This is a genomic window from uncultured Thermomonas sp., from assembly GCF_937872235.1.
GTDB lineage: Bacteria > Pseudomonadota > Gammaproteobacteria > Xanthomonadales > Xanthomonadaceae > Thermomonas > Thermomonas beijingensis.
In genome coordinates, this window is record NZ_CALMPC010000135.1 from 1 (window position 1) to 25,968 (window position 25,968).

Genomic DNA, 25,968 nt, shown 5'->3' on the forward strand with positions numbered 1-25,968 from the left:
GTACATATAAGCAGACAACATGAGAAATATTAAAGCCATATCAGCAGTAACTGCGACACTCTTAATCATTGCCATCATTTATTGGCAGCGGGGGGAATACCACAGCAACTCTACAACACCACAATCAAAGTGGCCGCCACCCAACCATCAAGTACAAATGCGCAACCCGACTGCGACCGATCACAGCGAATGGGCTCTCCGATTGAAATCCAGGGACAGCGCCAATGACCTCGAATCAATTACTACGACTTTCAAGGAGGCGAAGGAATGCTTATTGTACCATACCGCACTCAATGAAATTATCTCTGATTTAAACGATAACCGCCTCGATGACCTTTCAAACGAAACACTAGAAAGCCTAAAACATATCGACGCCACATCCGAAAAATACCTCTTACTTTTCCGGAGAACTCAGTCGCTATGCGCTGACTCTGATCAAAAAACTGTAGCGACCGTGTACACGAATTCCGTAATAAAAGCCGCATTAATGGGATCAAAAGATGCAGAAACATGCTTTGTAATCAGTAATCCAAATCCAACGCGTAACAACATATCGGCCAAAGAAGAAGAAATTTTAAATGAAAGATACTTGAGGTACGCTCCGACTTTCGCACGGAATGCACTAGAACGAGGCGACCCTTATGTCGCAGTAAAATCACTATACCAATACATCGCATCTCCTTCCACGCACCACTCAGGAATGGACACGCTACCATTGGCAGATCCGTATTTGACCTGGCGTGCAGCTCGGCTCGCATCTTTCCGCGTCACTCCGGAACAGCGCACGCGCATAGAGGGCGATCTGACCACGTTCGAGAAAAAGCATCTCCTTCAACAATCCGACATCAAACAAGCAGATGAATGGGCTAAAAACACATTTTATCGATATTTTTCAAAAACCCCTCCCATTGATATTGACTCGCACGCACCATGCTACACATCGCCCGATTTAGCACCTTGATATATAAGCCGTATCCGGAGACTGCTTTGCGTGATGTCCCAATATTCGCTGTTGAGGGTTTACTCACGCCAAAAATAAAAATAGATACCCGTATTCCCAAGTCATTCACTCAAGGGAACAATACCTTGATGATTACCCTGTTTTATTGATCCTCGCCCAATCCAAACCCATCGGCATCACATAGCGCCGGGAACCTGGCGCGGTGCTCCAGCAGCGGGGCAGCTTGCAGCAGCATGGTGGACACCACTTCGGCATCGACTGCTTCGCTGAGTGGGTGGCCGAGAAAATCAATCACCGCGCTATCACCGGAGTAATGCAGGCCGTTGCCGTCGGTGCCTACGCGATTGACGCCCACCACATAGCTCAAATTCTCGATGGCGCGGGCGCGCAGCAATGTTTTCCACGGGTAGGCGCGCACCGCCGGCCAGTTGGCGACATACAGGGCAAGATCGTAATCGGCCTGCCCCGCCTGCCCGGCATCGAACCGATTACGCGAAAACACCGGGAAGCGCAGGTCATAACAGACCTGCAATAAAATCCGCCAGCCTTTCCACGCCACCACCACCCGCGTACTGCCTGCGGCGTAGCGTTCGTGTTCCTTGGCGAAGGAAAACAAATGCCGCTTGTCGTAATGCGTCAATTGGCCATCGGGGGTGGCAAACAACATGCGATTGAACACACCTTCCGGGGTACGCACCTGCACGCTGCCGGTGATGGCGGCTTGCAGCTTGACCGCTTGCTCGCGCAGCCACGCCACGGTGGGCCCGTGCATGTCTTCGGCGTTGCCAATGGCCTCGTTGGAAAACCCGCTGGTGAAGGTTTCCGGCAACACCACCAAATCCGTGGTGCCGTGCAGCGGCGCAATCAAATGGCCGTAGTACTCGCGGTTACCGGCGGGGTCATGCCAGCGGGTATCGCCCTGCACGATGGAGACGCGGAGGTTTTGCATGCGGTGTCCTGAAGTGTCACGCCTTGGGCGGATCGGGGATGAATTTCAACACTTTGCCATTGATGCAATAACGCTTGCCGGTGGGCGGGGGGCCATCATCGAACACATGGCCCAAATGGATCCCGGAACTGGTGCTGCGCACTTCGACACGGTGCATGCCGTGGCTGTTGTCGTCGATGAATTCCAATGCGCCGGCCTTCGGTTCGAAGAAACTGGGCCAGCCGCAGCCGCTATCAAATTTGGCATCGCTGCGAAACAGCGCCACGCCGCTGATCGGATCCACATAGGTGCCCGCGCGGTGCTCGTCCAGATACGGGCCGGTGCCGGGTAGCTCGGTGCCACTGTCGAAGGCGATTTGTTGTTGCTCTTTTGTAAGCAGATGAAAGCCCAACCACTGCCAGAATTTTTTGGCATCACCGGCATAGCCGGTGAAGCGCGAGACTTCGTGCCCGTGTTCGAACAGCACAATCGTCGGCGTGGCCACCAGTGATTTTGCCAATGCCCAGCCGCTGGGTGCTTGCTGCGAGCGCGTCTTCACAAAGGCGACCGGCGCAGACCAATGCGCCAGCACATCGGCCTGAAAGCGTTCGCAATAGGCGCAGTCTTCGGCCTCATACACCACCAACTGCCGCGCAGCATTCAGGGTGCTGGCATCCAATGCGGGCGTGGCTTGCGGGTTGACACCTTTGCCAAAGGCAACCCCTGTGCCGCCTAGCCCGCAATAGCCTTGCGGGTTTTTCAGCAGATAGTCCTGATGGTTTTCCTCGGCGCGGTTGTAGTTGCGTACCGGCAGGATTTCGGTGGTGATGGTGCCAAAACCGGCCTTGCCGAGATTGGCCTGATAGATGTCGCGGCTTTGTTCGGCCAACGCCTTTTGCGCCGCATTGGTGAAGTAGATCGCACTGCGGTAATTGCTGCCCAGATCATTGCCCTGCCCGCCCACCTGGGTGGGGTCGTGGTTTTCCCAGAACGTGGCCAGCAGCGTCATCAAATCCAGCTGCTTGGGGTCATAACGCACCCGCACCACTTCGGCATGGTTGCGGGCGTGGCTGCGGCCACCGCGAATCAGTTGTTCTTCCCGCAGCACATCTTCATAACCGACTTCAGGCGCATCGCCACCGGCATAACCCACTTCCACCTCGGCCACGCCGGGCACCGCACGCAGGCGTTTTTCCGCGCCCCAAAAACAGCCCATCCCGAAATAAATATCCTGCAATTGACGGCTACTCACGGGCATGGCTCCAGTTGGGGGGACGGGCATCGGACGGGCGCTCACCACCCGCCAACCCAAGAACACCGCAGCAGCGGTCAGCAGCAGTGCCAATAGCAGGGCGATGGACTTGTCGGTGGACATGGCTGCCTCCGGTGGCGGGATTACAACTTGGACAAGCGTTCGACCGCAGCGTACACCGTGGCTTCGTTTTTCGCAAAACACAGCCGCAATAACCGTTGGCCGGCAGGCGGATTGGCATAGAACGGCGATAGCGGAATCCCCGTCACACCGTGCGCTTGCGTCAGCCAGCGCGCAAATTCCAAATCGGGCAGGTCGCTCACCGCCGAATAATCCACCAACTGGAAATACCCGCCCGGGACCGGCAGCAGCTTCAATCTTGTCGTGGCCAGCTGCGCACGGAAGCGGTCGCGCTTGTCTTGATAGAACGCGCCCAGCGTTTCGTAATGCTCGGGCTCGGCCTCGATCATTTCGGCAAACGCATGCTGGGCCGGATTGAACGAACAAAACACGTTGTACTGATGCACTTTGCGGAACTCGGCCGACAGCGCAGGCGGCGCAATCGCATAGCCCAACTTCCAGCCAGTGCAGTGGTAGGTCTTGCCGAAGCTCGAGATCACGAAAGCGCGTTGCCGCAATTGCGGGTACAGCAGCGCCGATTCATGCCGCGCACCATCAAACACGATGTGTTCGTACACCTCGTCACTGAGCAAAATAATTTCGGTGCCATCCAATAGCGCGATCAGGGCTTGCATGTCGGCCGCGCTGAACATCGCCCCGGATGGGTTGTGCGGGCTGTTGATCATCAACATGCGGGTGCGCGGGGTGATCGCCGCACGCACTGCGTCCCAATCGGGGGCAAAGGTCTGCGGATTCAACGCCACATGCACGGCGGTGGCCCCAGCCAACTCGATCGCCGGCTCGTAGCAGTCGTAGCACGGATCCAGCACGATGACCTCTTCACCGGCGCGCACTACCGCATGGATGGCGTTGAAGATCGCTTCGGTGGCACCGCTGGTGACGGTGATTTCGGCATCCACATCCGGCATCCAGTCGTAGCAGCGCGCGGTCTTGCTGGCAATTGCCTGCCGCAGCGCAGGGATGCCGGTCATCATCGAATACTGGTTATGCCCCGCCTGCATCGCACGGGTCAGTGCCTCCACCAAGCGCGCCGGTACCGGGAAGTCCGGAAAGCCCTGACCCAGATTGACCGCACCATGCTGCGCCGCCAACTGCGACATCACGGTAAAAATGGTGGTGCCCACCTTGGGCAGTTTGGTCTCAACGCGCATCGCCAGCTCTGAACGGTGTGGGGATGGAAAGTGTACGCAATCGCGCAGGCCAGCTTGGTGACGGCGGCGCCTTTCAGTGGCCGTAGCCGGTTAAAATCGCCCATTCATGCCAACTATCCCCTCGCCATCATTACCTCTGCTTGCCGTGCGCGCGCTTGCGTTCTCGCGTGATGACGTTTTGGTGTTCGGGCCATTGGCGTTTTCCGTCGATGCCAATGAAGCCTTGCTGGTGCAAGGCGGCAATGGTGCCGGCAAGACCACGCTGCTGCGCGTCCTGGCGGGTTTGCTGCGCGCTGATGCAGGGGTGATCGAGATCGAAGGCGTGGCGGCCGACGCAGCCTCGCGTGCCCGGCACATCGCCTATTTGGGGCATCTGCCGGGGCTGAAGGCGGATCTGTCTGCACTGCATAATCTGCATTATCTGTGCGGCCTGCATGGCCATCGCCGCACGCAAACCGCGGAAGCGGCATTGGGAATCACCGGTTTGGCCGGGTATGAAGATGCCGCGGTGCGCACGTTATCAGCGGGCCAGAAAAAACGCCTGGGCCTTGCGCGGCTGTGGCTTTCCCCCGCGCCGTTATGGTTGCTGGATGAGCCCTATGCCAATCTGGATCTGGACGGCATCCATTTGGTCAACCAAATGGTGCAGGCGCATTTGCGCGCAGGTGGTGCCGCGCTGATCACCACCCACGGCGCGTATGCCGCGCCGCCGGTACGCACCCGCCTGCTGGAACTGGGCAAGCACGCCGCATGATGCTGCAAGCCGCCCGCGCCCTGATGGCCCGCGACCTGCACTTGCTGTGGGCGCGGCGTGGCGATGCCCTGCAACCGGCGCTGTTTGCGCTGTTGACGGTGGTGTTGTTTGCCTTGGGCTTGGGGGGGGATGCCAAATCGCTGGCGCCGGTGGCCTCGGCGGTGTTGTGGTTGGCGGTTCTGCTGGCCGGGCTGCTGGCGCTGGATCATTTATTTCGCAGCGACGCCGAAGACGGCTCGCTGGAGCAATGGATGCTGGCCCCGGTGCCGCTGTGGTGGTTGATATTGGTGCGCACCGTGATGCACTGGCTGACCACCGCATTGCCGGTGATTGTGGCGGTGCCCTTGCTGGGTGAGTTATTGCATCTGCCGCATACGCAACTACCGGTACTGCTGGCGTCCTTGCTGCTGGGTACACCCATTCTCAGCCTGCTGGGAGCGGTAGTGGCTGCCCTTACCGTGGGCATGCGGCGTGCCGGCATCCTGGTGGCGCTGCTGGCACTGCCGCTGTATGTGCCGGTCCTGGTATTCGGTGCCGGCGCGGTGGCCGCGCATGCGCAAGGCATGGATGCCAGTGGCGCGCTGCTATTGCTGGGTGCCGGGCTGGTGCTGTCGCTGGTGTTGGCCCCCGTCACCGCCGCAGCGGCGCTACGGATTGCACATCAATGACACGCCATGATCGGACACTGCATGGCGGTAAAGCGCTGCAGGACGCCCCCATTCACACTTGAGACAAGTCAAGGCCAGCTTCACATTCACAGGCAGACAATACGTGTACTGGCCGCAGGGCCAGCCCCCTAACTATGGAGTTCTACCCATGAAGTCCCGTCATCTTTTGCTGGCCGGTGCTGTTGCGTTGGCCCTGGCCGCCTGCGGCAAGTCCGAAGCCCCCACCGACACCACTGCCCCCGCAGCGGCCCCGGCTGCTGCCGAAGCCCCTGCTGCGGCCCCGGCGGAAGCCCCACCTGCGCCTGCAGCAGCACCGGCGGCAGCCAGCAGCAAGCCGGCCGTGGTGGCCGATTGCGCAACCACCGTCGAAGCCAACGACATGATGCAATACAACGCCGATTCGATCACCGTGCCGGCCAGCTGCACCCAGTTCACCATCAACCTCAAGCACACCGGCAAGCTGGCCGCCAATGTGATGGGGCATAACGTGGTGATTGCGAAGGAAGCCGACATGGCCGGCATCGCCGCCGATGGCGCAGCCGACCCGGCCACCCATGTCAAGGCCGGCGATACCCGTGCGATTGCACATTCCAAGGTCATTGGCGGTGGCGAATCCACCTCGGTCAGCTTCGATGTGGCCAAGATCAAGGACGGCGGCCCGTTCAAGTTCTTCTGCAGCTTCCCCGGCCATCTGGCGCTGATGCAGGGCAGCATCCAAGTGCAGTAAGCGGTTTCCGTGGTGAATGGGGATACCAGCCCCAAGGCGGGCTGGTATCCTTGGCAGGATTGCCCGCAGCCGCCGTTGCGCCGCCACTGTCTCAGGCCACGATGTCCCCATTGATCCGCTGGTTCCACCAACTCGGCTCGCCGCCGTACTTTGATCGCTTTGCCGCCCGCTGGACGCCGTGGGCCTATCTGCTGGGCGTGCTGACCATGGCGGTGGGCTTGTATGGCGCCCTCTTGCAGGTGCCTGCCGACTACCAGCAAGGCGATAGCTTCCGCATTCTCTACATTCATGTACCCGCCGCGTGGATGAGCATGGCGGCCTTTGCGCTGATGGCACTGTATTCGGCCATCGCACTGATTTGGCGGATCAAGCTGTGTGAAATTTTGGCGATGGCATGTGCGCCCACCGGTGCGGCCTTCACTCTCATTACCTTGGCGACGGGTTCGATCTGGGGCCGGCCGATGTGGGGCACGTGGTGGGATTGGGATCCGCGGCTGACCACCGAACTGATCCTGCTGTTTTTGTATCTGGGCGTGATCGGCCTGTATGCCGCCATCGACGACCGCCGCAACGCCGCGCGTGCGGCAGGCTTGCTGGCCATCGTTGGGGTTGCGCTGTTGCCGGTGATCCGCTGGTCGGTGGTGTGGTGGAACTCGCTGCATCAAGGCCAAACCATCAGCCTGTTCGGCAAATCGCAGATGGACCCCAGCATGATGTGGCCACTGATCTGGATGATCATCGGCACCAAATTGTGGTTTGTGGGCTCACTGCTGGCCCGCGCCCGTGCCGACAATCTGCGCCGCGAAACCGGCAAGGATTGGGTCGCCAAATTGGCCGCAGGGGGCGCGCGATGAGCTATCGCGAGTACGTCATCGGTGCTTACGCGGTGTTCGCCAGCGTGCTGCTGTGGGACATCCTCATCCCCAAATTGCAAATCCACGCCGCCCTGCGCGCCGCCAAGCTGCGCAATGCACGCAAACCCTCCTCTCCTACTCGCAACCCGGACCTTCCGCTGTCGCGGGACTGACCCACACACCATGCATCCCACTCGTAAACGCCGCTTGATCCTGATTCTTGCCTTGCTTGCTGCCGCAGGTATTGCCACGGCGTTGATCGCCATGGCCCTGCAACGCAATGTGGCCTACCTCTATACGCCGCATGAAATCCTGAACGGCAGCGCCGGCCCCCATGTCAGCAATGGCGATGCGCGTTTCCGCCTGGGCGGGATGGTGGCCAAGGGCTCGTTCAAGCGTGCCGTCGGTTCGATGGAGGCGCATTTCGAGGTGGACGATGGCGATGCGCGCCTGCCGGTGGTCTATACCGGCATCCTGCCCGATCTGTTCCGCGAGAATCAGTCGGTGGTCGCCACCGGCCGCATGCGGGGCAAGGTGTTCGTGGCCGAAGAAGTACTGGCCAAGCACGATGAAACCTATATGCCCAAGGAAGTCGCCGACAAGATGGCGCAGGCGCACAAGAAACATCAGGTGCAGGATGCGCAACCCGCCCCCGCGGCAGGCACACCGTAATGCTGCCTGAGCTTGGCCAGATCACCCTGATCCTGGCGTTCCTGGTTGCGGCACTGCAGGCGCTGCTGCCGCTACTGGGTGCGCAGCGCGGTATCGCGCCGCTGATGGCCATTGCGCGGCCTGCGGCCTACATGCAATTGCTGCTGGTGGGCTTGGCGTTTGCCATCTTGACCCATGCGTTTGTGGTGGGTGATTTCTCGGTGCAATACGTGGCCGAGAACTCCAACTCACTGCTGCCCATGCTGTACCGCTACACCGCAGTCTGGGGCGCGCATGAAGGCTCGCTGCTGCTGTGGGCCTTGGTTCTGGCGCTGTGGACCGCCGCCGTGGCGCGCTTTTCCAGCGCATTGCCGCAGCCCGTGGTGGCGCGTGTGCTGGGCGTGATGGGGATTGTGGCTGCAGGCTTTTTGGCGTTCCTGATTTTCACCAGCAACCCGTTTGCGCGCTTGCTGCCCGCCGCCGGCGAAGGCCGCGACCTCAACCCGCTGCTGCAAGACCCCGGCCTGATCATGCACCCGCCGATGCTGTATGCCGGCTACGTCGGCTTTGCGGTGCCGTTTGCGTTTGCCATTGCCGCACTGCTGGAACGCCGCATCGACGCACAATGGCTGCGTTGGACGCGGCCGTGGACGAATGCGGCCTGGGCCTTTCTCACCTTGGGCATCGCCATTGGTTCGTGGTGGGCGTATTACGAATTGGGCTGGGGCGGTTGGTGGTTCTGGGATCCGGTCGAAAACGCCAGCTTCATGCCATGGCTGGCCGGTGCCGCGCTGCTGCATTCGCAAGCGGTCACCGAAAAACGCGGCAGCTTTGGCGGCTGGACATTGCTGCTGGCAATCACCGCGTTTTCACTGTCGCTGCTGGGCACCTTCCTGGTGCGCTCGGGCGTACTGACCTCGGTACATGCCTTTGCTGCCGACCCCGGGCGCGGCCTGTTCGTGCTGATCTTCCTTGGCATCGTGATTGGCGGCTCGCTGCTGCTGTACGCATTGCGCGCACCCGATACCGAATCCAATGCCAAACCATTCGCCGCCGGCTCGCGGGAAACCCTGCTGCTGCTCAACAATCTGTTGCTGGCCTGCGCCTGCGCGATGGTGCTGCTGGGTACGCTGTATCCGCTACTGGCCGACGCACTGGAGCTGGGCAAGATTTCGGTCGGCCCGCCCTACTTCGCCATCATGTTCATCGTGCTGATGGCCCCGCTGGTGGCGCTGGTCCCGCTGGGCCCCTTGACCCGCTGGCAACGTGAACAGATGAGCTCGCCGCTGCGCCTGCTGGCACCCTGGGCGGCATTGGCCGTGCTGTTGGGGGTGGTGGCGTTCTTTCTGGCCCCGCAAGGGCAATGGAAAGTGGCCGCTGGTGTGCTGGGTGCGGTATGGGTGGCGCTGGGCACGCTACGGTTTGTGTGGTCGCGCCTGCGCGCACCGGGCGGGCGCATGACCCGCGAAATGCTGGGCATGAGCGTGGCCCATCTGGGTATCGCGGTGTTCCTGATCGGCGCGTTATTGGTCGAAGGCCTGAACCTGCAACGCGAGCTGGCAGTCAAAGCCGGTGACACTGTCACACTCGGCGCATACAGCTTCCGCTTCGATGGTATTCGCAGCGTGCAAGGCCCCAATTACGTGTCCGATTACGGCACCGTGCAAGTGCTGCACAACGGCCGTTTCGATGTGGAGCTGCATCCCGAAAAACGCCGCTACCGCGCCGGTGGCCAAGTGATGACCGAGTCGGGCATCGCCCGTGGCGTGTTTGCTGATGCCTATGTGGCCCTCGGTGAATCGCTGGGCAACAACACCTGGGCACTGCGGGTGCATGTCAAGCCATTCGTGCGCTGGATCTGGGCCGGCGCGCTGCTGATGGCGCTCGGCGCTGGCATCACTGCCACCGACAAGCGCTTCCGCACGATTCGCAAGGAGCGCGCATGAAACCCGCCCGTTGGCTGCCGTTGGCGGCGTTCGCCGTGCTTGCCGCGCTGTTGGCGGCAGGCGTGTGGATGAGCCGCAAACCCGACCGCGATGCCCTGCCCTCGACGCTGATCGGCAAACCCGCGCCGGAGTTCGCGCTGCCGGTGCTGCACGACCTCAACTACACGGTGAAATTGTCCGACCTGCGCGGCCAGCCGTTCCTGCTGAACGTGTGGGGCAGTTGGTGCGTGGAATGCCGCGTCGAGCACCCGGTATTGACCCGCTTTGCCGAAACCAAACGTCTGCGCGTGGTGGGCTACAACTGGAAAGACGAACCCGCCGATGCGCTGCGCTGGCTGGAACAATTCGGCAACCCGTACATGGTGGTGCTGTCTGATGTGGAAGGCCGCACCGCACTGAATTGGGGCGTGTATGGCGCGCCGGAAACCTTCTTGGTGGATGGCCACGGCATCGTGCGTTGGAAGCATGTGGGGCCATTGACCGATGCCATCATCCAGACTCAATTGCTGCCGCTGCTGGGCAAGATCGAGGCCGCGCAATGATGCGGATTCTGCTCACCGCATTGCTCTGGCTGGCCACGCTGGCGGTCGCGCTGCCGGTGTTCGCCCAAGCCGGCCAACAAACCGACGCCGCGCCCTTGGTGTTTCGCAATAGTGGCGAAGAAACCCGCTTTCATCAGCTGACCCTGCAACTGCGCTGCGTGATGTGCCAAAACCAATCGCTGGCCGACTCCAACGCGCTGATCGCCCTGCAACTGCGTCACGAAGTCTTGGACTTGATGCGGCAAGGCAAGAGTGATGCGCAGATCAAGGACTACCTGGTGCAACGCTACGGCGAATTCGTGCTGTACAACCCCAGATTCGAAGGCAGCACCTGGCTGTTGTGGGTGGGCCCGGCACTGCTGCTGCTGGTGGGCGCAGGCGCGATCACCGCCATCGTGCGCAAACGCAAACCCGCTACCGGCAACGTGGCCAACGACGATGGGCAGGAATGGTGATGGCCGCACTCATCGTTATTGCCATCGTCCTGGGCCTGATCGTGCTGGCCACCGTGCTGCGCCCGCTGTGGGCCAGCGCACGCGGCGTGGCACTGGGCATTGCGGGCATCAGCCTGCTCTCGGCCGGTTTGCTGTATCAATTGCTCGGCACCCCGCAGGCACTGGATGCCGCCGCCCGGCAAGCCCCGCAAACGCTGGAAGCGGCCATCGAACAACTCAAGACCGCACTGGCGCGCGACCCCAAGCAAGCCGAAGGTTGGGTGTTGCTGGCGCAGGCGTATCAGCGCACCGGCGATACCGGCGGCGCACGCGATGCGTTTGCCAAGGCCGCCGCCTTGTCCGCCGACGATGCCGACCTGCAAACCGATGCCGCGCAAGCCCGCGCCATGGCCGATGCCGCACACAACTTCGATGCACAGGCGTTGGCACTTTTGCACCGCGCCTTGCAGATCAATCCCAAGCATCAGCGCGCGCGTTGGTTCCTCGGCGTGGCGCAGCGCCAGGCCGGCCAGAATGCGCAAGCTGCGGCCACCTGGGCGCCATTGTTGGCGCAAGTGGATGCCAGCACCGCCGCCAGCTTGCGCAAGGAAATCAACGTCGCCCGCAACTTGGCCGGGCAACCGCCACTGCCCGATGCACCACCGGCAGCGGCGGCATCCGTCCTGCTAACCGTGAAGGTGTCACTGGATCCCTCGCTGGCAGCGCGGGTGCGTTTGCAGCCGGATGCAAAAGTATTTGTCATCGCCCGCCAAGTGGGCGGCCCGCCGATGCCGGTCGCCGCACAAAAACACGCCGTCTCCGAACTCCCGTTCAGCGCCAGCCTCAGCGACGCCGACAGCCCCATGCCCACCTTGAAGCTTTCGCAAATGACCGAAGTGGAACTGGTGGCGCGGCTATCGGCCACTGGCGAGGCCATGCCGCAAGCCGGTGACCTGCAAAGCAAACCACTGCGCGTGCACTTGCCGGCCAAGGACGCGGTGGACTTGGTGATCGGCACCCCCTGACTACACGCATAACGGTATGCCGTTTCGGCATCACCGGCAGGACAAGCAAGGAGGAAGATGGGCCATCGCTCAATTTCCTTGTTATCGCCATGGCCGAATTCATCCCGCCCGGCACCCGCTGGGTTGATCTGCCCTCGCCGTTTCCGATCAAGCGCGGCGGCGCGCTACACGGCGCGCGCATGGCGTATGAAACTTGGGGCACGCTGAATGCCGCGCACGATAACGCCATCCTGGTGTTGACCGGGATGTCGCCGGATGCGCACGCGGCGTCCAATACTGGCAACCCCGCACCTGGCTGGTGGGAATGGATGATCGGCCCCGGCAAGCCCATCGACACCCAGCGCTGGTTTGTGCTGTGCGTCAACGCACTGGGCAGTTGCAAAGGCAGCACCGGGCCGGCCAGCATCAACCCCAACACTGGCGCGTCCTATCGCCTCGATTTCCCGGAGCTGTCCATCGAAGACGGTGCCGACGCCGCACTGGCGGTTGTGCGCGAGCTGGGCATCGAGCAACTGGCCTGCGTGCTGGGCAATTCGATGGGCGGCATGACCGCGCTGTCGTTGTTGGCGCGCCACCCCGGCATCGCCCGCAGCCATATCAATATCTGCGGCGCGGCGCGTGCGCTGCCGTTTTCGATTGCGATTCGCTCGTTGCAACGCGAAGCCATTCGCCTCGATCCGCACTGGAACGGCGGCGACTACAGTGAGGACCACTATCCCGAAAACGGGATGCGCATGGCGCGCAAACTGGGCGTGGTGACTTATCGTTCGGCACTGGAATGGGACGGCCGCTTTGGCCGCGTGCGGCTGGACGCCGAGCAGCGCGAGGACGATGAGCCGTTTGGCCTGGAGTTTGAAGTCGAAAGTTATCTGGAAGCCCACGCCCGCCGCTTTGTACGCAAGTACGACCCCAATTGCTATTTGTACTTGAGCCGTTCGATGGATTGGTTTGATCTGGGCGAAGCGCACGGCGGCGACACCTTGCACGGGCTATCCTCGATTGAGGGCGTGCACTCGGCACTGGTGATCGGGGTCAAGACCGACATCCTGTTCCCGATCCAGCAACAAGAAGAAATCGCCGCCGGTTTGCGCAATGCCGGCTGCGAAACCCGCTTTCTGCCCATGCCCTCGCCACAAGGCCATGACGCCTTTCTGGTCGACGCCGCCCGCTTTGGCCCGGCAGTCACCAGCTTCCTGCGCACCCTGCCTGCGACACAAATTTTCACGAACAGGGTGGCATAAACGTAACTCTCCGCTATACTTGCACGCTCCACGCCGAAGTGGCGGAATCGGTAGACGCAGCGGACTCAAAATCCGCCGCCCTTAAAAGCGTGTGGGTTCGAGTCCCACCTTCGGCACCAAAGTTTTGCAATAAAGCCCGCCACGTGCGGGCTTTATTTTTACGCGTCATTGTTGCGTCATCCCAGCGACACCGTGTGGTCACGACCGAGCCCGAGGCTGATCACGTTCAATTGGTGCCTACGCCGCGCATATGCATTACGCATTCGTCACCGAAACCTACCCCCCGGAAATCAACGGCGTTGCACTGACGGTGCAGGGGCTCGAACATGGCCTACGCGAACGCGGGCATAACGTTTCTTTGGTGCGGCCACGTCAACAGGCAGAACACAGTCCGTCGGAACATTGCACGCTGGTGCGTGGCGCCAACCTGCCCCGCTACCCCGGCCTCAAGTTTGGCCTCCCTGCCACGCATCTATTGCGCAACCGCTGGCGGCAATGTCGGCCGGATGCCATCTATGTGGCTACCGAAGGTCCACTGGGGTGGTCGGCTTTGCGTGCCGCTAGGCAATTGCAAATCCCAGCCATCAGCGGGTTCCATACCCGTTTCGACGATTATGTACGCAGCTACGGTGCACCCTGGCTACAGGGCACAGCATTGCGATGGATGCGGCATTTCCACAACAGCGCGCAGGCCACCTTGGTGCCTACGCGTGAACTGCAAGCCTTTCTTGAAGGCCAGCGGTTCAATAATGTGATTCGGTTACCGCGTGCGGTGGATACACAGATGTTTCACCCCAATCTGCGGGATCCACGCCTGCGCGCGCGCTGGGGATTGAAAGACGACGATTTGGCGGTGATTTATGTCGGCCGCATTGCCGCTGAAAAAAACCTGCCATTGGCGGTCCGCGCCTTTCGCCAACTGCAACAGATACGCCCGCAAGCGCGCTTCATCTGGGTTGGGGACGGCCCCGCCCGTGCAGCCTTGCAGCGTGAAAATCCGGACTTCCTTTTTTGCGGCATTCAACGCAACGAAGCACTGGCGCGCCACTTCGCCAGTGGTGATTTATTTTTGTTTCCAAGCCTTAGCGAAACCTTCGGCAACGTGACCCTGGAAGCGCTGGCAAGCGGCATCCCCACGATTGCATTCGATTACGGCGCAGCGCATGAGGCGCTGCAAGACGGTGTGCAGGGCGCCGCGATCGCGTGCAATGACGACGCTGCCTTTATCGCAGCCACAATGCGGCTTGGAAGTGATAACACCAACCTCACCCAAATGCGCCTGGCTTGCCGCGATGCTGTCTCCGGTTTGCAACCGGCGCGGGTGGCTGAAGCGTTTGACCAGATCCTGCAATCGCTGACCATACGGGGTGATCGCCATGTCGCAACCGCGCTCCCATGAACGGCTACTCGCCGTTGAACAATCCTGGTGCCTGCGTGCCAATACCCTATGCAGCCGGCGCTATATGTTGCGCTACTTCACCACCGTCAGCCGCTTAGGCGATGGTGTGTTCTGGTACGGCTTGATGGCCATGTTGGTAGTCGTCAATGGCGCGACCGGCCTGCGTGCCGCGCTGCACTTGGCGGCTATCGGCGTGGTTGCCCTGCTCTTGTACCGATCGCTGAAACGGCACACACGGCGATCACGCCCGTTTGCCAGCGATCTGCGTATTCGTGCCTGGATCGCACCCTTGGATGAGTACAGCTTCCCCTCTGGACACACCCTGCACGCGGTCGCCTTCAGCGTGGTCGCCGTCGCTTATTACCCAAAGCTGGCTTGGTTGCTGATTCCGTTCACCGCAAGCGTTGCGGTTTCACGCGTCGTGTTGGGGCTGCACTACCCCAGCGACGTGCTGGCGGCAACCGGTATCGGCACACTGCTGGCGGTCGCATCGCTGTGCTTGATACAGCTGCTGGGCATGCCGCTTTGACCTGGGCTTGTTGCGCTGGGCACCCTATGCCCACGCAAGCGGCAAGATTGGATCATTGCAGAGCCTTACGTTTGCACGCTTACAATCAAGCCTCATCGTTGGAGGCCCCATGCAACTGGATCTCACTGGAAAACACGCACTGGTCTGCGGCGGCTCGGAAGGCATTGGCCGCGCAACGGCAGTGGAACTGGCTACGCTAGGGGCAGCCGTGACGCTGCTGGCCCGGCGCGAGGGTGCATTGCGCGACACAGTTGCAAGCCTGCCCTGCCCACAGTCGCAAACCCACGGCTACTTGACGGTGGATATGGCCGATACCGATGCCTTGCGCGCACGCGTGGGTGCACTGGCGGCGGCAACACCGGTGCATATTTTGATCAACAATACCGGCGGGCCACCCGGTGGACCGGCGCATACAGCCGATATTGGCGCGTATCAAGACGCCTTCAACAAGCACGTGATTGCCGGGCAGGCCCTCGTGCAAACGTTGCTGCCGGGCATGCGTACCGCCGGTTGGGGACGCATCGTCAATGTGATTTCAACCTCGGTCTATGAGCCCATCCCCAACTTGGGCGTGTCCAATACCATCCGCGGCGCGGTGGCCAGTTGGGCCAAGACGCTCTCGCGTGAATTGGGCGGCGCGGGCATCACCGTCAACAACGTCCTGCCCGGCTACACCCACACCCAACGGTTAGAGCAAATCCTGCGCGACCGCAGCGCGGCATCCGGCAAATCGCAAGAAGACGTCGCCGCCGGCATGCTGGCCACGGTGCCGGTAGCGCGGTTCGCACAAGCCCCGGAAATCGCCGGCGTCATCGCGTTTTTGTGCGCGCCAGTGGCCGCCTACGTCAACGGCCAGTCAATCGCGGTGGACGGTGGACGGATGCAGTCGATTTGAGATGGCATCGGTGTCACTCACCCGCCCGAGTCAAGACCCACGCTTTGCTTCAATCCGCCACGATAGGTACGGCTGCAAGGCAGGCTGCTCCCATCGTTCAAATGAATACGGGCATCACCGGTCTCCAGCGGTTCAATTGAAGCGATACGATCCAGATTGACCATATAGCTGCGATGGATACGGGTAAAGCACGCCGGATCCAGCTTCGCCTCGATACTGGCCAGCGTACTGCGCAACGGGTAGTCGTGGCCGCGCACATGCAGGTTCACGTAATTGCCGGAGGCTTGCAGCCACTCGATATCGTTGGCCGCGATCAGGAATTCGCGACCCAGCTTGCGCACCAAAAACCGCTCCGGCCGATCCACTGGTTCCACCGGTGTGCCTTCATCGGGGGCATCCAGCACACTGGCCTCTCCTTGCAGTCGGCGCAGGATGAAGCGGTAGCCCTCGATGGTCAGCACCACGCCGGCATAAGAGCGCACATCCTTCAGGTATTCGTAGCCAAACTCCCGCCACCACGAACCAAAATCGTAGTGGTCGCCGATACTGGCATAGGCCAGCTTGCGCAGCGCCACCATTCCCAGCACATGCAGGATCGACCACAGCAGGCTGCCCACAAGGTGAATGGGGAGTACCCGTCGCCAAGTATCCAGATGCAGCGGGAAGCGCCGGGTAAACCACACCACCGCCGGCACCAATACCAACCCGACCACGGCGGAGCTGGTTTCCCAGACGACTGGCTGCCATGCCTTGAACCCCAATTGCGCGCGTTCAACATCCATCGTCACGGTGATGCTGTTGGTCAATGCACTGACGAGGTACTGGACAACCCAATAGCCAACCTCAACGCCGCGTCGCCACGGTTGATAGCGCTGGTAGAACGGTGGCGGCGAAGTCTGCATCTGCGCATTGTAGGTGGTACTGGAAACCCGCCCATCCCGACTCGTCACCGCGTTCCGCGGTTCGTCCCAAACCCGCGTCGCACGGTCACTTCTGGATAGCCGGAGCGCGCGTGGGTGCCGATGCTGGCAACCTTCTGGGAAGCGGAATCCACCGCATGCAACGCCGTCACGATATCGACGCCCTGCGCGTCATTGCCTTCAGCTTGCTGATCCTGTACCACGCGGCGATGGTCTATGTGGCCGGCTGGGACTTCCACATCAAAAGCAGCTACCAAGCCGAATGGTTGCAGTACCCAATGATCGCGCTCAACCGCTGGCGGATGCCTCTTTTGTTCATGATTTCCGGAATTGCGATTGGGCTTGCTGGGATTGAAGGGCGCCGCTGGCGCTTCGCCGGAGCACGCAGCTTGCGCCTGCTGATGCCGCTGGTGTTCGGCATGTTGCTGGTGGTACCGCCACAGACCCACGTCCAGGTCAGCGCGCAATACGGCTATACCGGCACTCTCTTGCACTTCTACCCGCTTTACCTGACCCATGGGCTTTGCCGCGCCGGCCAATGCATGCTGACGCCCACTTGGAATCATCTCTGGTATCTGGCCTATTTGCTGCCCTACACCTTGCTGTTGCTGCTCGCCACACCACTGCTGCAGCAGGCCAGACGTTGGCTGCTGCCGTCGCCACGCACCCTCGCAGGGCTGGTGATCTTGCCTATCGTGTGGCTATTGAGCGTTCGGCTGTGGCTGGCACCGCAGTTCCCGGAAACCCATGCGCTGTTCGACGATTGGGCGGTGCATGCGGAATCGCTGCCCTTGTTCCTGCTGGGCTACCTGTTGGCGACGCATGTGTGGTTTTGGGACGCAGTGCAGCGGCTACGCTGGATCACCTTGGCGCTGGCACTGTTCGCCATCGGGGTGGAACTTGGCCTGCGCTGGATCAGCCACTACCCACCCTCCGGCCCCATTCCCGATTGGGCCATGCTGCTGCCGTGGTATTTGATCGAACGTATCGCCCGCGTGATCTACACCTGGATCGCGCTGCTCACCCTGTTCGGCTGGGCGCGCGCCCTCCTCAACCGCCCCTTCCACTGGCTCCCCTATTGCACGGAAGCCGTGTTTTCCTGGTACATCCTGCACCAGACCTTGATCGTGGTGCTGGCCTATTGGTTGATTCCGATGCGGCTGGGTGCCGGCATCGAAGCATCGCTGGTGATCTTCGGCACGCTGGCCGGCTGCCTTGTGCTGCACGAGTGCCTGATTCGTCGCGTGCAATGGCTGCGCCCGCTGTTTGGGCTCAAGCGGGAGAGGACGCGGCTGCCGCTTCCCGATGCACCACCTGCAATTGGATAGCCTCACCGCCACGCCAGTCATCGGGCACGATGCGATACGCGATGCGTGCTTTTCGTGCCGGCTCCACGCCGTCCCAGCCGTTGAACTGGATGGCGTTGAAGCGTTGCCCATGCAGCCCAAGCTCCAGCTTGAGGTGACGTTCTTTCAAAACACGCCAATGCAATACTTCGAACGCATCATCGAACAGCGGCTCCGGATAACCCTGCCCCCAGTGGCCGCCATCGCGCAGGGCATGTGCTGTGCTGATGTGAAATTCATCGGCGCGCAGACCACCGTCACTGCGCAACACATCCACCAACAAATCTTCACTTAGCAGCTCGGCGCTGACCGCGACAAACGCACTGCGAAAGGCTTCGAATTGCTCCCGCGCAAGGCTCATGCCGGCCGCCATCGCGTGACCGCCAAAGCGGGCGATCAAGCCCGGGTGGCGGGCATCCACCAGCGCCAGTGCATCGCGAACATGAAAGCCCGGGATCGAACGCGCCGAGCCACGCAGCATGGGGCTATCGGGTTCAGCGGGGGCGAAGGCAATCGCCGGACGATGCAGGCGTTCTTTGAGTTTCGATGCTACCAGTCCGACCACGCCGGGGTGCCAGTCGGGGTCGAATAAACACGCGGCATACCGGGTGTCGATGCCATCCAAACTGGCCTCTGCCATGTCTTGCATGTCGGTTTGCAGGGCGCGGCGTTCTTCGTTGATGCCCTGCAAGATGGCGGCAAGCCCGCGCGCTTGGCCAGCATCATCGGTCAACAAACATTCGATGCCGATGCCCATGTCTTCCAAGCGACCCGCGGCATTGATGCGCGGGCCGATGGCAAACCCGATATCGGTGGTGGACAGCGTGCCGGCCTTGCGCCCGGAGACCTCCAGCAAGGCCTGCAAACCGGCGCAGCCTTGCCCTGCCCGCAGCCGGCGCAGCCCCGCGCCGACCAAGGCTCGATTGTTGGCATCCAGTGGCACCATATCGGCCACCGTGCCCACCGCCACCAGATCCAGCAACGTCGCAAGATCGGCCTGTACACCCAAACGCGCACGCAGCGCCAGCAACACATAAAACATCACGCCCACGCCTGCCAGTGCCTTGCTGGCGAAGCTGCAGCCGGGTTGATTGGGATTGACGATGGCATCCGCCGGCGGCAGTACTGGCCCTGGCAAGTGGTGATCGGTGACGAGGATGTTCCAGCCGTGCGCTTTCGCCGCGTGGATGCCGGCGTGACAGGCGATGCCGTGATCCACCGTCACCAACAGATCCGGCTGCAACTCCGCAAGTTCTTCCACCAACGCCGGGGTCAGCCCGTAGCCATGCACGATGCGATTGGGCACCGCATGCGAGAGCCGGCGTACGCCCAACATCCGCAAGCCGCGTACCGCCACCGCAGTGGCGGTGGCGCCGTCGCAATCAAAATCCCCGACCACCAGGATATGCGCGTCATTTCCAATGGCGGTCTGCAGCAAATCCAATGCCGCGTCGATGCCTTTCAAACCTTCGGGCGGCAACAAATCCGCCAAGCGCGGCAGCGCGCTGCGCGCATCACTGCCGCGTGCGGCATGCACGCGGCGCAACACCTCCGGCCAATGCGTGGGCCACTCGCCGCTTGCGGCCTGCGGCGGGCGGCGCACAATGCGGCGCAGCACATTCATGCCGTAAGCCTGGTCAATGGCCTGCGCCAGAACCGCCAGCGTTGCCCGCGTGTCAGCGTGAAGAGGGTGCCATCGGCAAAATCAAACTGTGCATCCTCCGCGCAAGCCGGCAGCAACCACTCCTGCAGCAAGCGACCTACATCGCGCTGATGGCGCAGGTCCACCAGTGCATTCGCGGTGGACGGTTGAACATCGGCAAGCGGCATGCACGCCAGTGTGCCCAGCAGCGCAGCGCCCTGCACGACGGGATCATCGGAAAACACGGTCACCGCAGTGCTTGCAAGACTGTCGGGCAATACCCCTCCCCCCCAGAACCACAGCGCATTGATCGCTACCCGGCCGTGCTCCAATCGTGTGGCGTTGTGCGGATGGTTGTGCAGCGCAATCTGCACCTCGCTTTCCAACACGCGCCAGCGACGCGCATCCGGTCCTTCTGCGCGATGTTGAAACACATCATCACCCAATGCCGCATCGGGCGATGCAAATTCCGGCACCGCACTGCCGCGCGGCAAACGCAGATACCAGCGCTGCGGATGCGGCGCATCCAGCACAAATCCGGCATCGCCAAACAATGGCCGCAAGGCCGGCAGCAACGCATCCACGTCGGTCTGTTCGATACCCAGATTGCGACCGATGCCCAGCAATCGCGCACCGTTGATATCAGGACGAATATGCGCAGGATCTGCGCGCAACCACTGCGCAGCACGGGCGTCGTCCTCGCCGGCATCCAGAAGCCGCGTCAACGCCGCCTGCGGCCAACGTGCGGGCAATGGCCGCAGATGCCGCATCAATTGCGCAACTTCACCTGCCTCACGCCGACTGCGGTTGGCGCACGCCAATGCCCTGCCTAATGCATCCGGCAAGGCTTGTCCGGCAAACCGCGAAAGTGCGGGCAACAGCAGCGTCAGGCGTGCCACGACTCAGCCCAAATACTTGACCGACACAACCTCGTATTCGCGGGTGCCGCCGGGGGCTTCGATGGTGATGGCATCGCCTTCGAGTTTGCCGATCAGCGCACGCGCCACCGGCGAGGAAATCGCGATGAGGCCCTGCTTGATGTCGGCTTCGAGATCACCCACGATCTGGTAGGTTCTTTCTTCATCGGTATCGCAATCGACCAACACCACGGTCGCACCGAAGACGATTTTATCGCCGGCCGCCAACTGCGCGATATCGATGACCTGCGCATGCGACAACTCGGATTCGAGGTGTTTGATGCGGCCTTCGATAAAGCCTTGCTGTTCGCGTGCGGCGTGGTACTCGGCGTTTTCCTTGAGGTCGCCATGCGCACGCGCTTCGGCAATCGCTTCAATGATGGCCGGGCGCTTGATCGACTTCAGTTCATCCAGTTCGGCACGCAAACGTTGCGCGCCTTTGGCGGTAATGGGTGCACGGCTCATGCCAGCTCCTTGTGCAGTTCTTGCAGCGAGAGCACGTCGCCCTTGCCGCGGTGGTCCAATGAATGTAGCAGTGCGTTGGCACCGGCTACGGTGGTGGAATAGGTGACGCGCGCTTGCAGCGCCTCGCGCCGGATCGAGAACGAGTCGGCAATCGCCGCACGGCCTTCGGTCGTGTTCACGATGTAGCAAATTTCGCCATTCTTGATCAGGTCGACGATATGCGGACGGCCTTCGGCCACTTTGTTGACCTGCTCACAGACCACACCATGGGTCTTCAAAAACTCGGCAGTACCGCTGGTCGCGACAATACTGAAACCGCGTTCCAGCATGTACCTGGCCACCGGCAACACCCGCACCTTGTCCGGATCACGCACCGAAATGAACGCCTTGCCCGGCTGCGGGGCCTTGATATTGGCCGCTTCCTCGGCACGCGCGAATGCAGCTTCAAAGCTGCGACCCACGCCCATCACCTCACCGGTGGAACGCATTTCCGGGCCGAGGATCGGATCCACGTTCTGGAACTTGGCAAACGGGAATACGGCTTCTTTGACCGAATAATAATTCGGGATGATTTCGCGGGTCGCGCCTTGTTCGGCCAACGTCATCCCGGCCATGCAACGCGCTGAAATCTTGGCCAGTGGTTGGCCAATCGCCTTGGACACAAACGGCACCGTGCGGCTGGCACGCGGGTTCACTTCCAGCAGATAAATCGTGTCGGCTTCGCTGCCTTCGGCCACACCCACTTGCACCGCGAACTGGGTATTCATCAAGCCCACCACATGCAGTGCCTTGGCCAGCGCCACCACTTGCTCGCGCAGGCGTTCTTGGGTGCGTGCAGACAAGGAATACGGCGGTAACGAGCACGACGAATCGCCGGAATGCACACCGGCTTCTTCGATGTGCTCCATCACCCCGCCGACCAGCACATTGCCGTCGCGGTCGGCAATCACGTCGATATCCACTTCCACCGCATTGTCGAGGAAGCGGTCCAGCAACACCGGCGAATCGTGGCTGACCTTCACCGCCTCACGCATGTAGCGCGACAAATCCGCGTCGGCATGCACCACTTCCATCGCACGGCCACCCAGCACATAACTGGGGCGCACCACCAACGGATAGCCAATCTCACGCGCCTGCACCAGGGCTTCTTCGGCGCTGCGCACGGTGCGGTTGGGTGGCTGCTTCAGACCCAGTGCTTCCACCAGTTTCTGGAAGCGCTCGCGGTCTTCCGCCAGATCGATGGAATCGGGCGAGGTGCCAATGATCGGCACGCCATTGGCTTCCAGCGCCTTGGCCAGTTTCAGCGGGGTTTGCCCGCCGTACTGCACGATCACGCCATAGGGCTTTTCCAGCTCCACGATTTCCAGCACGTCTTCCAGCGTCAGTGGCTCGAAGTACAGACGGTCGGAGGTGTCGTAATCGGTGGATACGGTTTCCGGGTTGCAGTTGACCATGATGGTCTCGAACCCGTCTTCACGCAGCGCCAGCGCGGCGTGCACGCAGCAGTAGTCGAACTCGATGCCCTGGCCGATGCGGTTGGGGCCGCCACCCAGCACCATGATCTTTTTGCGATCACTGGGGTTGGCCTCGCACTCGTCCTCGTAAGTCGAATACAGATAGGCGGTGCTGGTGGCAAATTCGCCGGCGCAGCTATCCACCCGCTTGTACACCGGGCGCACCGCGAAGGCTTTGCGCAGCGCGCGCACCGCGGTTTCGTTGGTGCCGGCCAGTTGCGCAATGCGCGCATCGGAGAAGCCCATCCGCTTGAGGCCGCGCAGGCGCTTGGCATCCAGCCCATCCAGGCCGCGATGCACCACGTCGATTTCGGCATCGATCAATTCTTCGACCTGATCGAGGAACCACGGGTCAACGAATGACAGCGCGTGCACATCTTCCACGCTCATGCCGGCGCGAAACGCATCGGCGATGTGGAAGATGCGTTCCGGGCCCGGCTCTTTCAGCTCGCGGCGCAGCGTGCGCAGATCATCTTCGTTGACCAGATCCAGCCCGGTGGGATCCAGCCCGATCTTGCCGATTTCCAAACCACGCAGCGCTTTTTGCAGCGACTCCTGGAAACTGCGACCGATCGCCATCACTTCGCCCACCGACTTCATCTGGGTGGTCAGGCGCGCATCGGCGGCAGGGAATTTCTCAAAGGCAAAACGCGGAATCTTGGTGACGACATAGTCGATGGATGGCTCGAACGAAGCCGGGGTCAGGCCGCCGGTGATTTCATTCTTCAGCTCATCCAGGGTGTAGCCCACAGCGAGCTTGGCGGCCACCTTGGCAATCGGGAAGCCGGTGGCTTTCGAGGCCAATGCGGATGAGCGCGACACCCGCGGATTCATCTCGATGACCACCACGCGGCCATCGTTGGCATTGATGCCGAACTGCACATTGCTGCCACCGGTATCCACACCGATTTTCCGCAACACCGCAATCGAGGCATCGCGCAGGCGCTGGTATTCCTTGTCGGTCAGGGTTTGCGCAGGTGCAACGGTAATGCTGTCGCCAGTGTGCACGCCCATCGCGTCGAAATTTTCAATGCTGCACACGATGATGCAGTTGTCGGCGGTGTCGCGCACCACCTCCATTTCAAACTCTTTCCAGCCCAGCACGGATTCTTCGATCAGCACTTCACCCGTAGGCGAAAGCTCCAGGCCGCGCTTGGTGATCTCCTCGAATTCTTCCTTGTTGTAGGCAATGCCGCCACCGGTGCCACCCAAAGTGAAGCTGGGCCGGATGATGGTGGGAAAGCCTACTTGCGCTTGAATCTCCAGCGCCTGCGCAAAGCTGCGCGCCACTTCCGATTTCGGGCTGGACAGGCCGATTTCGGACATCGCCTGCTTGAACAGCTCGCGGTCTTCGGCCATGCGGATGGCTTCGCGCTTGGCACCGATCAACTCGACGTTGTACTTCTCCAGCACACCGTTGTCGGCCAAATCCAGCGCGCAGTTCAGCGCGGTTTGCCCGCCCATGGTGGGCAGGATGGCGTCGGGTTTTTCCTTGGCGATGATCTTTTCGACCGTCTGCCAATTGATCGGCTCGATATACACCGCGTCGGCCATGTCCGGGTCGGTCATGATGGTGGCCGGGTTGCTGTTGACCAGCACCACCCGATAGCCCTCATCACGCAGCGCCTTGCACGCCTGCGCGCCGGAGTAATCGAACTCGCAGGCCTGGCCAATGACAATCGGGCCAGCACCGATGATGAGGATGGTTTTCAAATCGCTGCGCTTAGGCATTTTTGGTGTTCTCAGATTGCTTGTCCAACATCAGGGCAACGAACTTGTCGAACAGCGGGGCCACGTCCTGCGGACCGGGGCTGGCTTCGGGATGGCCTTGGAAGCTGAAGGCCGGGGCATCGGTCAGTGCGATGCCTTGATTGGTGCCATCGAACAGCGAGCGATGGGTGACCCGCGCACGCGCCGGCAGTGTGGCCTCATCGATACAGAAGCCGTGATTTTGCGAGGTGATCATCACCCGTCCACTGTCGAGGTCTTGCACCGGGTGGTTGGCACCGTGATGGCCATGCGCCATCTTCACGGTCTGCGCACCGATCGCCAGGCCCAAGAGCTGGTGGCCCAGGCAGATGCCATACAGCGGGATTTTGACGTTCAGGAATTCGCGGATGGCGGCAATCGCGTAATCACATGGCGCCGGGTCGCCGGGGCCGTTGGACAAAAACACGCCATCGGGTTGCATCGCCAATACGTCCGACGCCGGCGTCTGTGCGGGCACCACATGCACATCGCAGCCGCGCTCGGCCAGCATGCGCAGGATGTTGCGCTTGGTGCCAAAATCGTAGGCGACCACTTTGCACTTGGGTTCAGCGCGAACGAACGTATTGCTGTCGAGATCCAGCTGGCCCTCGCTCCAGCGATAGCCTGCGGTGGTGCTGACCACCTTGGCCAAATCCATGTCTTTCAAACCGGGGAATTTGCGCGCCGCTTCGATGGCGTGCTCGGCATCTAATACCTCGTCATGACGCGAGCCTGCCAGCAGCGCCGCGTTTTGCGAACCGCGCTCGCGCAGGATGCGGGTCAATTTGCGGGTATCAATCCCGGCAATCGCCACAATGCCGCGCACCTGCAGCCACTCGGGTAGCGAGGTTTGGCTGCGCCAGTTGCTGGGCCGGCGCGGCACGTCGCGCACGATCAGGCCCGCGGCCCAAACCTTGCTGGCCTCGTCATCGTGCTCGGTGCAACCGGTGTTGCCGATATGCGGATAGGTCAGCGTGACCAGTTGTTGCGCGTAGGAGGGGTCGGTCAGGATTTCCTGATACCCGGTCATGGCGGTGTTGAACACCGCTTCGCCCACGGACAAACCGGGCGCGCCCACGGAAATGCCCTCAAAGACGGTGCCGTCTTCAAGTGCCAAGAGTGCAGGATTCTTCAAGTGCGTCGCCTTGCGTCAGGTTGCAAGAAAGCGCCGAAGCGGGGCTGCCGGTTCGGAGCGGAGGGGGGTTAGGCGAGGGCGGATTGTACCGGCAAGCGAGCTTTTCCGCCAGCGCAATACTGAACACGGCGCTCGGCTCATCGTCTTGCAATCGCGCTAAAATATTCGATCCCGCAACACGG

25 protein-coding genes and 1 tRNA gene are annotated in these 25,968 nt (G+C 61.4%); 17 read left to right on the top strand and 9 right to left on the bottom strand.

Going from position 1 to position 25,968, the window contains the following annotated elements:
* Window positions 1-19: 19 nt before the first annotated feature.
* A complete protein-coding gene (locus QWB57_RS11475) occupies window positions 20-961 on the top strand; it encodes a hypothetical protein (RefSeq protein ID WP_288969641.1) in 942 nt (313 codons plus the stop codon).
* A 142-nt stretch (window positions 962-1,103) separates the two neighbouring features.
* Here QWB57_RS11475 and QWB57_RS11480 read toward each other — a convergent pair whose 3' ends face one another.
* The 3 genes from QWB57_RS11480 to QWB57_RS11490 are packed head-to-tail and all read right to left on the bottom strand — an operon-like array spanning window position 1,104 to window position 4,433.
* Window positions 1,104-1,910, bottom strand: a complete 807-nt coding sequence (locus QWB57_RS11480) for an amidohydrolase (RefSeq protein WP_288969642.1) — start codon at window positions 1,908-1,910, stop codon at window positions 1,104-1,106.
* A 16-nt stretch (window positions 1,911-1,926) separates the two neighbouring features.
* Complete coding sequence (gene msrA / locus QWB57_RS11485) at window positions 1,927-3,264, bottom strand: peptide-methionine (S)-S-oxide reductase MsrA (protein ID WP_223626722.1); 1,338 nt, start codon at window positions 3,262-3,264, stop codon at window positions 1,927-1,929.
* Window positions 3,265-3,284: 20 nt separating this feature from the next.
* The gene (locus QWB57_RS11490) at window positions 3,285-4,433 is read right to left on the bottom strand and encodes a pyridoxal phosphate-dependent aminotransferase (protein WP_288969644.1); all 1,149 of its coding nucleotides are present in this window, start codon (window positions 4,431-4,433) and stop codon (window positions 3,285-3,287) included.
* 106 nt (window positions 4,434-4,539) lie between these two features.
* Between QWB57_RS11490 and ccmA the strand changes: the two genes are divergently transcribed.
* From ccmA to QWB57_RS11565, 15 genes are all read left to right on the top strand, one after another.
* Window positions 4,540-5,187, top strand: coding sequence for a heme ABC exporter ATP-binding protein CcmA (gene ccmA / locus QWB57_RS11495; protein ID WP_288969645.1), 648 nt, complete (start codon window positions 4,540-4,542; stop codon window positions 5,185-5,187).
* Window positions 5,184-5,855, top strand: coding sequence for a heme exporter protein CcmB (ccmB, locus tag QWB57_RS11500; RefSeq protein WP_223626717.1), 672 nt, complete (start codon window positions 5,184-5,186; stop codon window positions 5,853-5,855). Before ccmA ends, ccmB begins: the two co-directional genes overlap by 4 nt.
* A gap of 148 nt (window positions 5,856-6,003) precedes the next feature.
* A complete protein-coding gene (azu, locus tag QWB57_RS11505; RefSeq protein WP_223626716.1) occupies window positions 6,004-6,582 on the top strand; it encodes an azurin in 579 nt (192 codons plus the stop codon).
* 101 nt (window positions 6,583-6,683) lie between these two features.
* On the top strand, window positions 6,684-7,436 hold the full coding sequence (locus tag QWB57_RS11510; RefSeq protein ID WP_223626715.1) for a heme ABC transporter permease: 753 nt from the start codon (window positions 6,684-6,686) through the stop codon (window positions 7,434-7,436).
* The gene (locus tag QWB57_RS11515; RefSeq protein ID WP_223626714.1) at window positions 7,433-7,609 is read left to right on the top strand and encodes a heme exporter protein CcmD; all 177 of its coding nucleotides are present in this window, start codon (window positions 7,433-7,435) and stop codon (window positions 7,607-7,609) included. The genes QWB57_RS11510 and QWB57_RS11515 overlap by 4 nt, the downstream gene beginning before the upstream one ends.
* A gap of 10 nt (window positions 7,610-7,619) precedes the next feature.
* Complete coding sequence (gene ccmE, locus QWB57_RS11520; RefSeq protein WP_288969647.1) at window positions 7,620-8,108, top strand: cytochrome c maturation protein CcmE; 489 nt, start codon at window positions 7,620-7,622, stop codon at window positions 8,106-8,108.
* Window positions 8,108-10,033 (top strand): heme lyase CcmF/NrfE family subunit, encoded by a 1,926-nt coding sequence (locus tag QWB57_RS11525; protein ID WP_223626712.1) that lies wholly within the window; start codon window positions 8,108-8,110, stop codon window positions 10,031-10,033. Before ccmE ends, QWB57_RS11525 begins: the two co-directional genes overlap by 1 nt.
* Entirely contained in the window at window positions 10,030-10,575 is a 546-nt protein-coding gene (locus QWB57_RS11530; protein ID WP_223626711.1) for a DsbE family thiol:disulfide interchange protein, read from the top strand. The genes QWB57_RS11525 and QWB57_RS11530 overlap by 4 nt, the downstream gene beginning before the upstream one ends.
* Window positions 10,572-11,030: a cytochrome c-type biogenesis protein gene (locus tag QWB57_RS11535; protein WP_223626710.1), complete on the top strand. Its 459-nt coding sequence runs from the start codon at window positions 10,572-10,574 to the stop codon at window positions 11,028-11,030. Before QWB57_RS11530 ends, QWB57_RS11535 begins: the two co-directional genes overlap by 4 nt.
* Entirely contained in the window at window positions 11,030-12,034 is a 1,005-nt protein-coding gene (locus QWB57_RS11540) for a tetratricopeptide repeat protein (RefSeq protein ID WP_324454198.1), read from the top strand. Before QWB57_RS11535 ends, QWB57_RS11540 begins: the two co-directional genes overlap by 1 nt.
* Window positions 12,035-12,123: 89 nt before the next feature.
* Window positions 12,124-13,275 (top strand): homoserine O-acetyltransferase, encoded by a 1,152-nt coding sequence (locus QWB57_RS11545; protein WP_223626708.1) that lies wholly within the window; start codon window positions 12,124-12,126, stop codon window positions 13,273-13,275.
* Window positions 13,276-13,307: 32 nt separating this feature from the next.
* Window positions 13,308-13,394 (top strand) — tRNA-Leu (locus QWB57_RS11550).
* Between the two features lie 131 nt (window positions 13,395-13,525).
* Complete coding sequence (locus tag QWB57_RS11555) at window positions 13,526-14,674, top strand: glycosyltransferase family 1 protein (RefSeq protein WP_223626707.1); 1,149 nt, start codon at window positions 13,526-13,528, stop codon at window positions 14,672-14,674.
* The gene (locus QWB57_RS11560) at window positions 14,652-15,203 is read left to right on the top strand and encodes a phosphatase PAP2 family protein (protein ID WP_223626706.1); all 552 of its coding nucleotides are present in this window, start codon (window positions 14,652-14,654) and stop codon (window positions 15,201-15,203) included. Before QWB57_RS11555 ends, QWB57_RS11560 begins: the two co-directional genes overlap by 23 nt.
* A 109-nt stretch (window positions 15,204-15,312) precedes the next feature.
* Window positions 15,313-16,098: an SDR family oxidoreductase gene (locus tag QWB57_RS11565; RefSeq protein WP_288969651.1), complete on the top strand. Its 786-nt coding sequence runs from the start codon at window positions 15,313-15,315 to the stop codon at window positions 16,096-16,098.
* A gap of 17 nt (window positions 16,099-16,115) precedes the next feature.
* Here the strand turns inward: QWB57_RS11565 and QWB57_RS11570 are convergent, their stop codons facing one another.
* Window positions 16,116-17,000 carry a LytTR family DNA-binding domain-containing protein gene (locus QWB57_RS11570; protein ID WP_223626704.1) on the bottom strand — a complete coding sequence of 295 codons (885 nt, stop codon included), beginning with the start codon at window positions 16,998-17,000 and terminating at the stop codon, window positions 16,116-16,118.
* Window positions 17,001-17,155: 155 nt separating this feature from the next.
* On the opposite strand from QWB57_RS11570, the gene QWB57_RS11575 reads away from it, so the two are divergent.
* Complete coding sequence (locus QWB57_RS11575; RefSeq protein ID WP_288969652.1) at window positions 17,156-18,346, top strand: acyltransferase; 1,191 nt, start codon at window positions 17,156-17,158, stop codon at window positions 18,344-18,346.
* Here QWB57_RS11575 and recJ read toward each other — a convergent pair.
* The 5 genes from recJ to carA are packed head-to-tail and all read right to left on the bottom strand — an operon-like array spanning window position 18,291 to window position 25,786.
* Entirely contained in the window at window positions 18,291-19,988 is a 1,698-nt protein-coding gene (recJ, locus tag QWB57_RS11580) for a single-stranded-DNA-specific exonuclease RecJ (RefSeq protein ID WP_288969653.1), read from the bottom strand. The genes QWB57_RS11575 and recJ overlap by 56 nt on opposite strands.
* Complete coding sequence (locus QWB57_RS11585; protein WP_223626699.1) at window positions 19,985-20,905, bottom strand: phosphoglycerate mutase; 921 nt, start codon at window positions 20,903-20,905, stop codon at window positions 19,985-19,987. The genes recJ and QWB57_RS11585 overlap by 4 nt, the downstream gene beginning before the upstream one ends.
* Window positions 20,906-20,908: 3 nt before the next feature.
* Window positions 20,909-21,373: a transcription elongation factor GreA gene (greA, locus tag QWB57_RS11590; RefSeq protein ID WP_223627731.1), complete on the bottom strand. Its 465-nt coding sequence runs from the start codon at window positions 21,371-21,373 to the stop codon at window positions 20,909-20,911.
* Window positions 21,374-21,384: 11 nt separating this feature from the next.
* Entirely contained in the window at window positions 21,385-24,633 is a 3,249-nt protein-coding gene (carB, locus tag QWB57_RS11595) for a carbamoyl-phosphate synthase large subunit (protein ID WP_223626697.1), read from the bottom strand.
* Window positions 24,626-25,786: a glutamine-hydrolyzing carbamoyl-phosphate synthase small subunit gene (gene carA, locus QWB57_RS11600; protein WP_223626694.1), complete on the bottom strand. Its 1,161-nt coding sequence runs from the start codon at window positions 25,784-25,786 to the stop codon at window positions 24,626-24,628. The genes carB and carA overlap by 8 nt, the downstream gene beginning before the upstream one ends.
* Between the last annotated feature and the right edge of the window lie 182 nt (window positions 25,787-25,968).

Excerpts from the sequence above, each read along its gene's own strand:
- QWB57_RS11475 (WP_288969641.1), top strand. The coding sequence starts at position 20 with ATGAGAAATATTAAAGCCATATCAGCAGTAACTGCGACACTCTTAATC.
- QWB57_RS11480 (WP_288969642.1), bottom strand. The coding sequence starts at position 1,910 with ATGCAAAACCTCCGCGTCTCCATCGTGCAGGGCGATACCCGCTGGCAT.
- msrA (WP_223626722.1), bottom strand. The coding sequence starts at position 3,264 with ATGTCCACCGACAAGTCCATCGCCCTGCTATTGGCACTGCTGCTGACC.
- QWB57_RS11490 (WP_288969644.1), bottom strand. The coding sequence starts at position 4,433 with ATGCGCGTTGAGACCAAACTGCCCAAGGTGGGCACCACCATTTTTACC.
- ccmA (WP_288969645.1), top strand. The coding sequence starts at position 4,540 with ATGCCAACTATCCCCTCGCCATCATTACCTCTGCTTGCCGTGCGCGCG.
- ccmB (WP_223626717.1), top strand. The coding sequence starts at position 5,184 with ATGATGCTGCAAGCCGCCCGCGCCCTGATGGCCCGCGACCTGCACTTG.
- azu (WP_223626716.1), top strand. The coding sequence starts at position 6,004 with ATGAAGTCCCGTCATCTTTTGCTGGCCGGTGCTGTTGCGTTGGCCCTG.
- QWB57_RS11510 (WP_223626715.1), top strand. The coding sequence starts at position 6,684 with ATGTCCCCATTGATCCGCTGGTTCCACCAACTCGGCTCGCCGCCGTAC.
- QWB57_RS11515 (WP_223626714.1), top strand. The coding sequence starts at position 7,433 with ATGAGCTATCGCGAGTACGTCATCGGTGCTTACGCGGTGTTCGCCAGC.
- ccmE (WP_288969647.1), top strand. The coding sequence starts at position 7,620 with ATGCATCCCACTCGTAAACGCCGCTTGATCCTGATTCTTGCCTTGCTT.
- QWB57_RS11525 (WP_223626712.1), top strand. The coding sequence starts at position 8,108 with ATGCTGCCTGAGCTTGGCCAGATCACCCTGATCCTGGCGTTCCTGGTT.
- QWB57_RS11530 (WP_223626711.1), top strand. The coding sequence starts at position 10,030 with ATGAAACCCGCCCGTTGGCTGCCGTTGGCGGCGTTCGCCGTGCTTGCC.
- QWB57_RS11535 (WP_223626710.1), top strand. The coding sequence starts at position 10,572 with ATGATGCGGATTCTGCTCACCGCATTGCTCTGGCTGGCCACGCTGGCG.
- QWB57_RS11540 (WP_324454198.1), top strand. The coding sequence starts at position 11,030 with ATGGCCGCACTCATCGTTATTGCCATCGTCCTGGGCCTGATCGTGCTG.
- QWB57_RS11545 (WP_223626708.1), top strand. The coding sequence starts at position 12,124 with ATGGCCGAATTCATCCCGCCCGGCACCCGCTGGGTTGATCTGCCCTCG.
- QWB57_RS11555 (WP_223626707.1), top strand. The coding sequence starts at position 13,526 with ATGCATTACGCATTCGTCACCGAAACCTACCCCCCGGAAATCAACGGC.
- QWB57_RS11560 (WP_223626706.1), top strand. The coding sequence starts at position 14,652 with ATGTCGCAACCGCGCTCCCATGAACGGCTACTCGCCGTTGAACAATCC.
- QWB57_RS11565 (WP_288969651.1), top strand. The coding sequence starts at position 15,313 with ATGCAACTGGATCTCACTGGAAAACACGCACTGGTCTGCGGCGGCTCG.
- QWB57_RS11570 (WP_223626704.1), bottom strand. The coding sequence starts at position 17,000 with ATGCAGACTTCGCCGCCACCGTTCTACCAGCGCTATCAACCGTGGCGA.
- QWB57_RS11575 (WP_288969652.1), top strand. The coding sequence starts at position 17,156 with ATGCAACGCCGTCACGATATCGACGCCCTGCGCGTCATTGCCTTCAGC.
- recJ (WP_288969653.1), bottom strand. The coding sequence starts at position 19,988 with ATGAATGTGCTGCGCCGCATTGTGCGCCGCCCGCCGCAGGCCGCAAGC.
- carB (WP_223626697.1), bottom strand. The coding sequence starts at position 24,633 with ATGCCTAAGCGCAGCGATTTGAAAACCATCCTCATCATCGGTGCTGGC.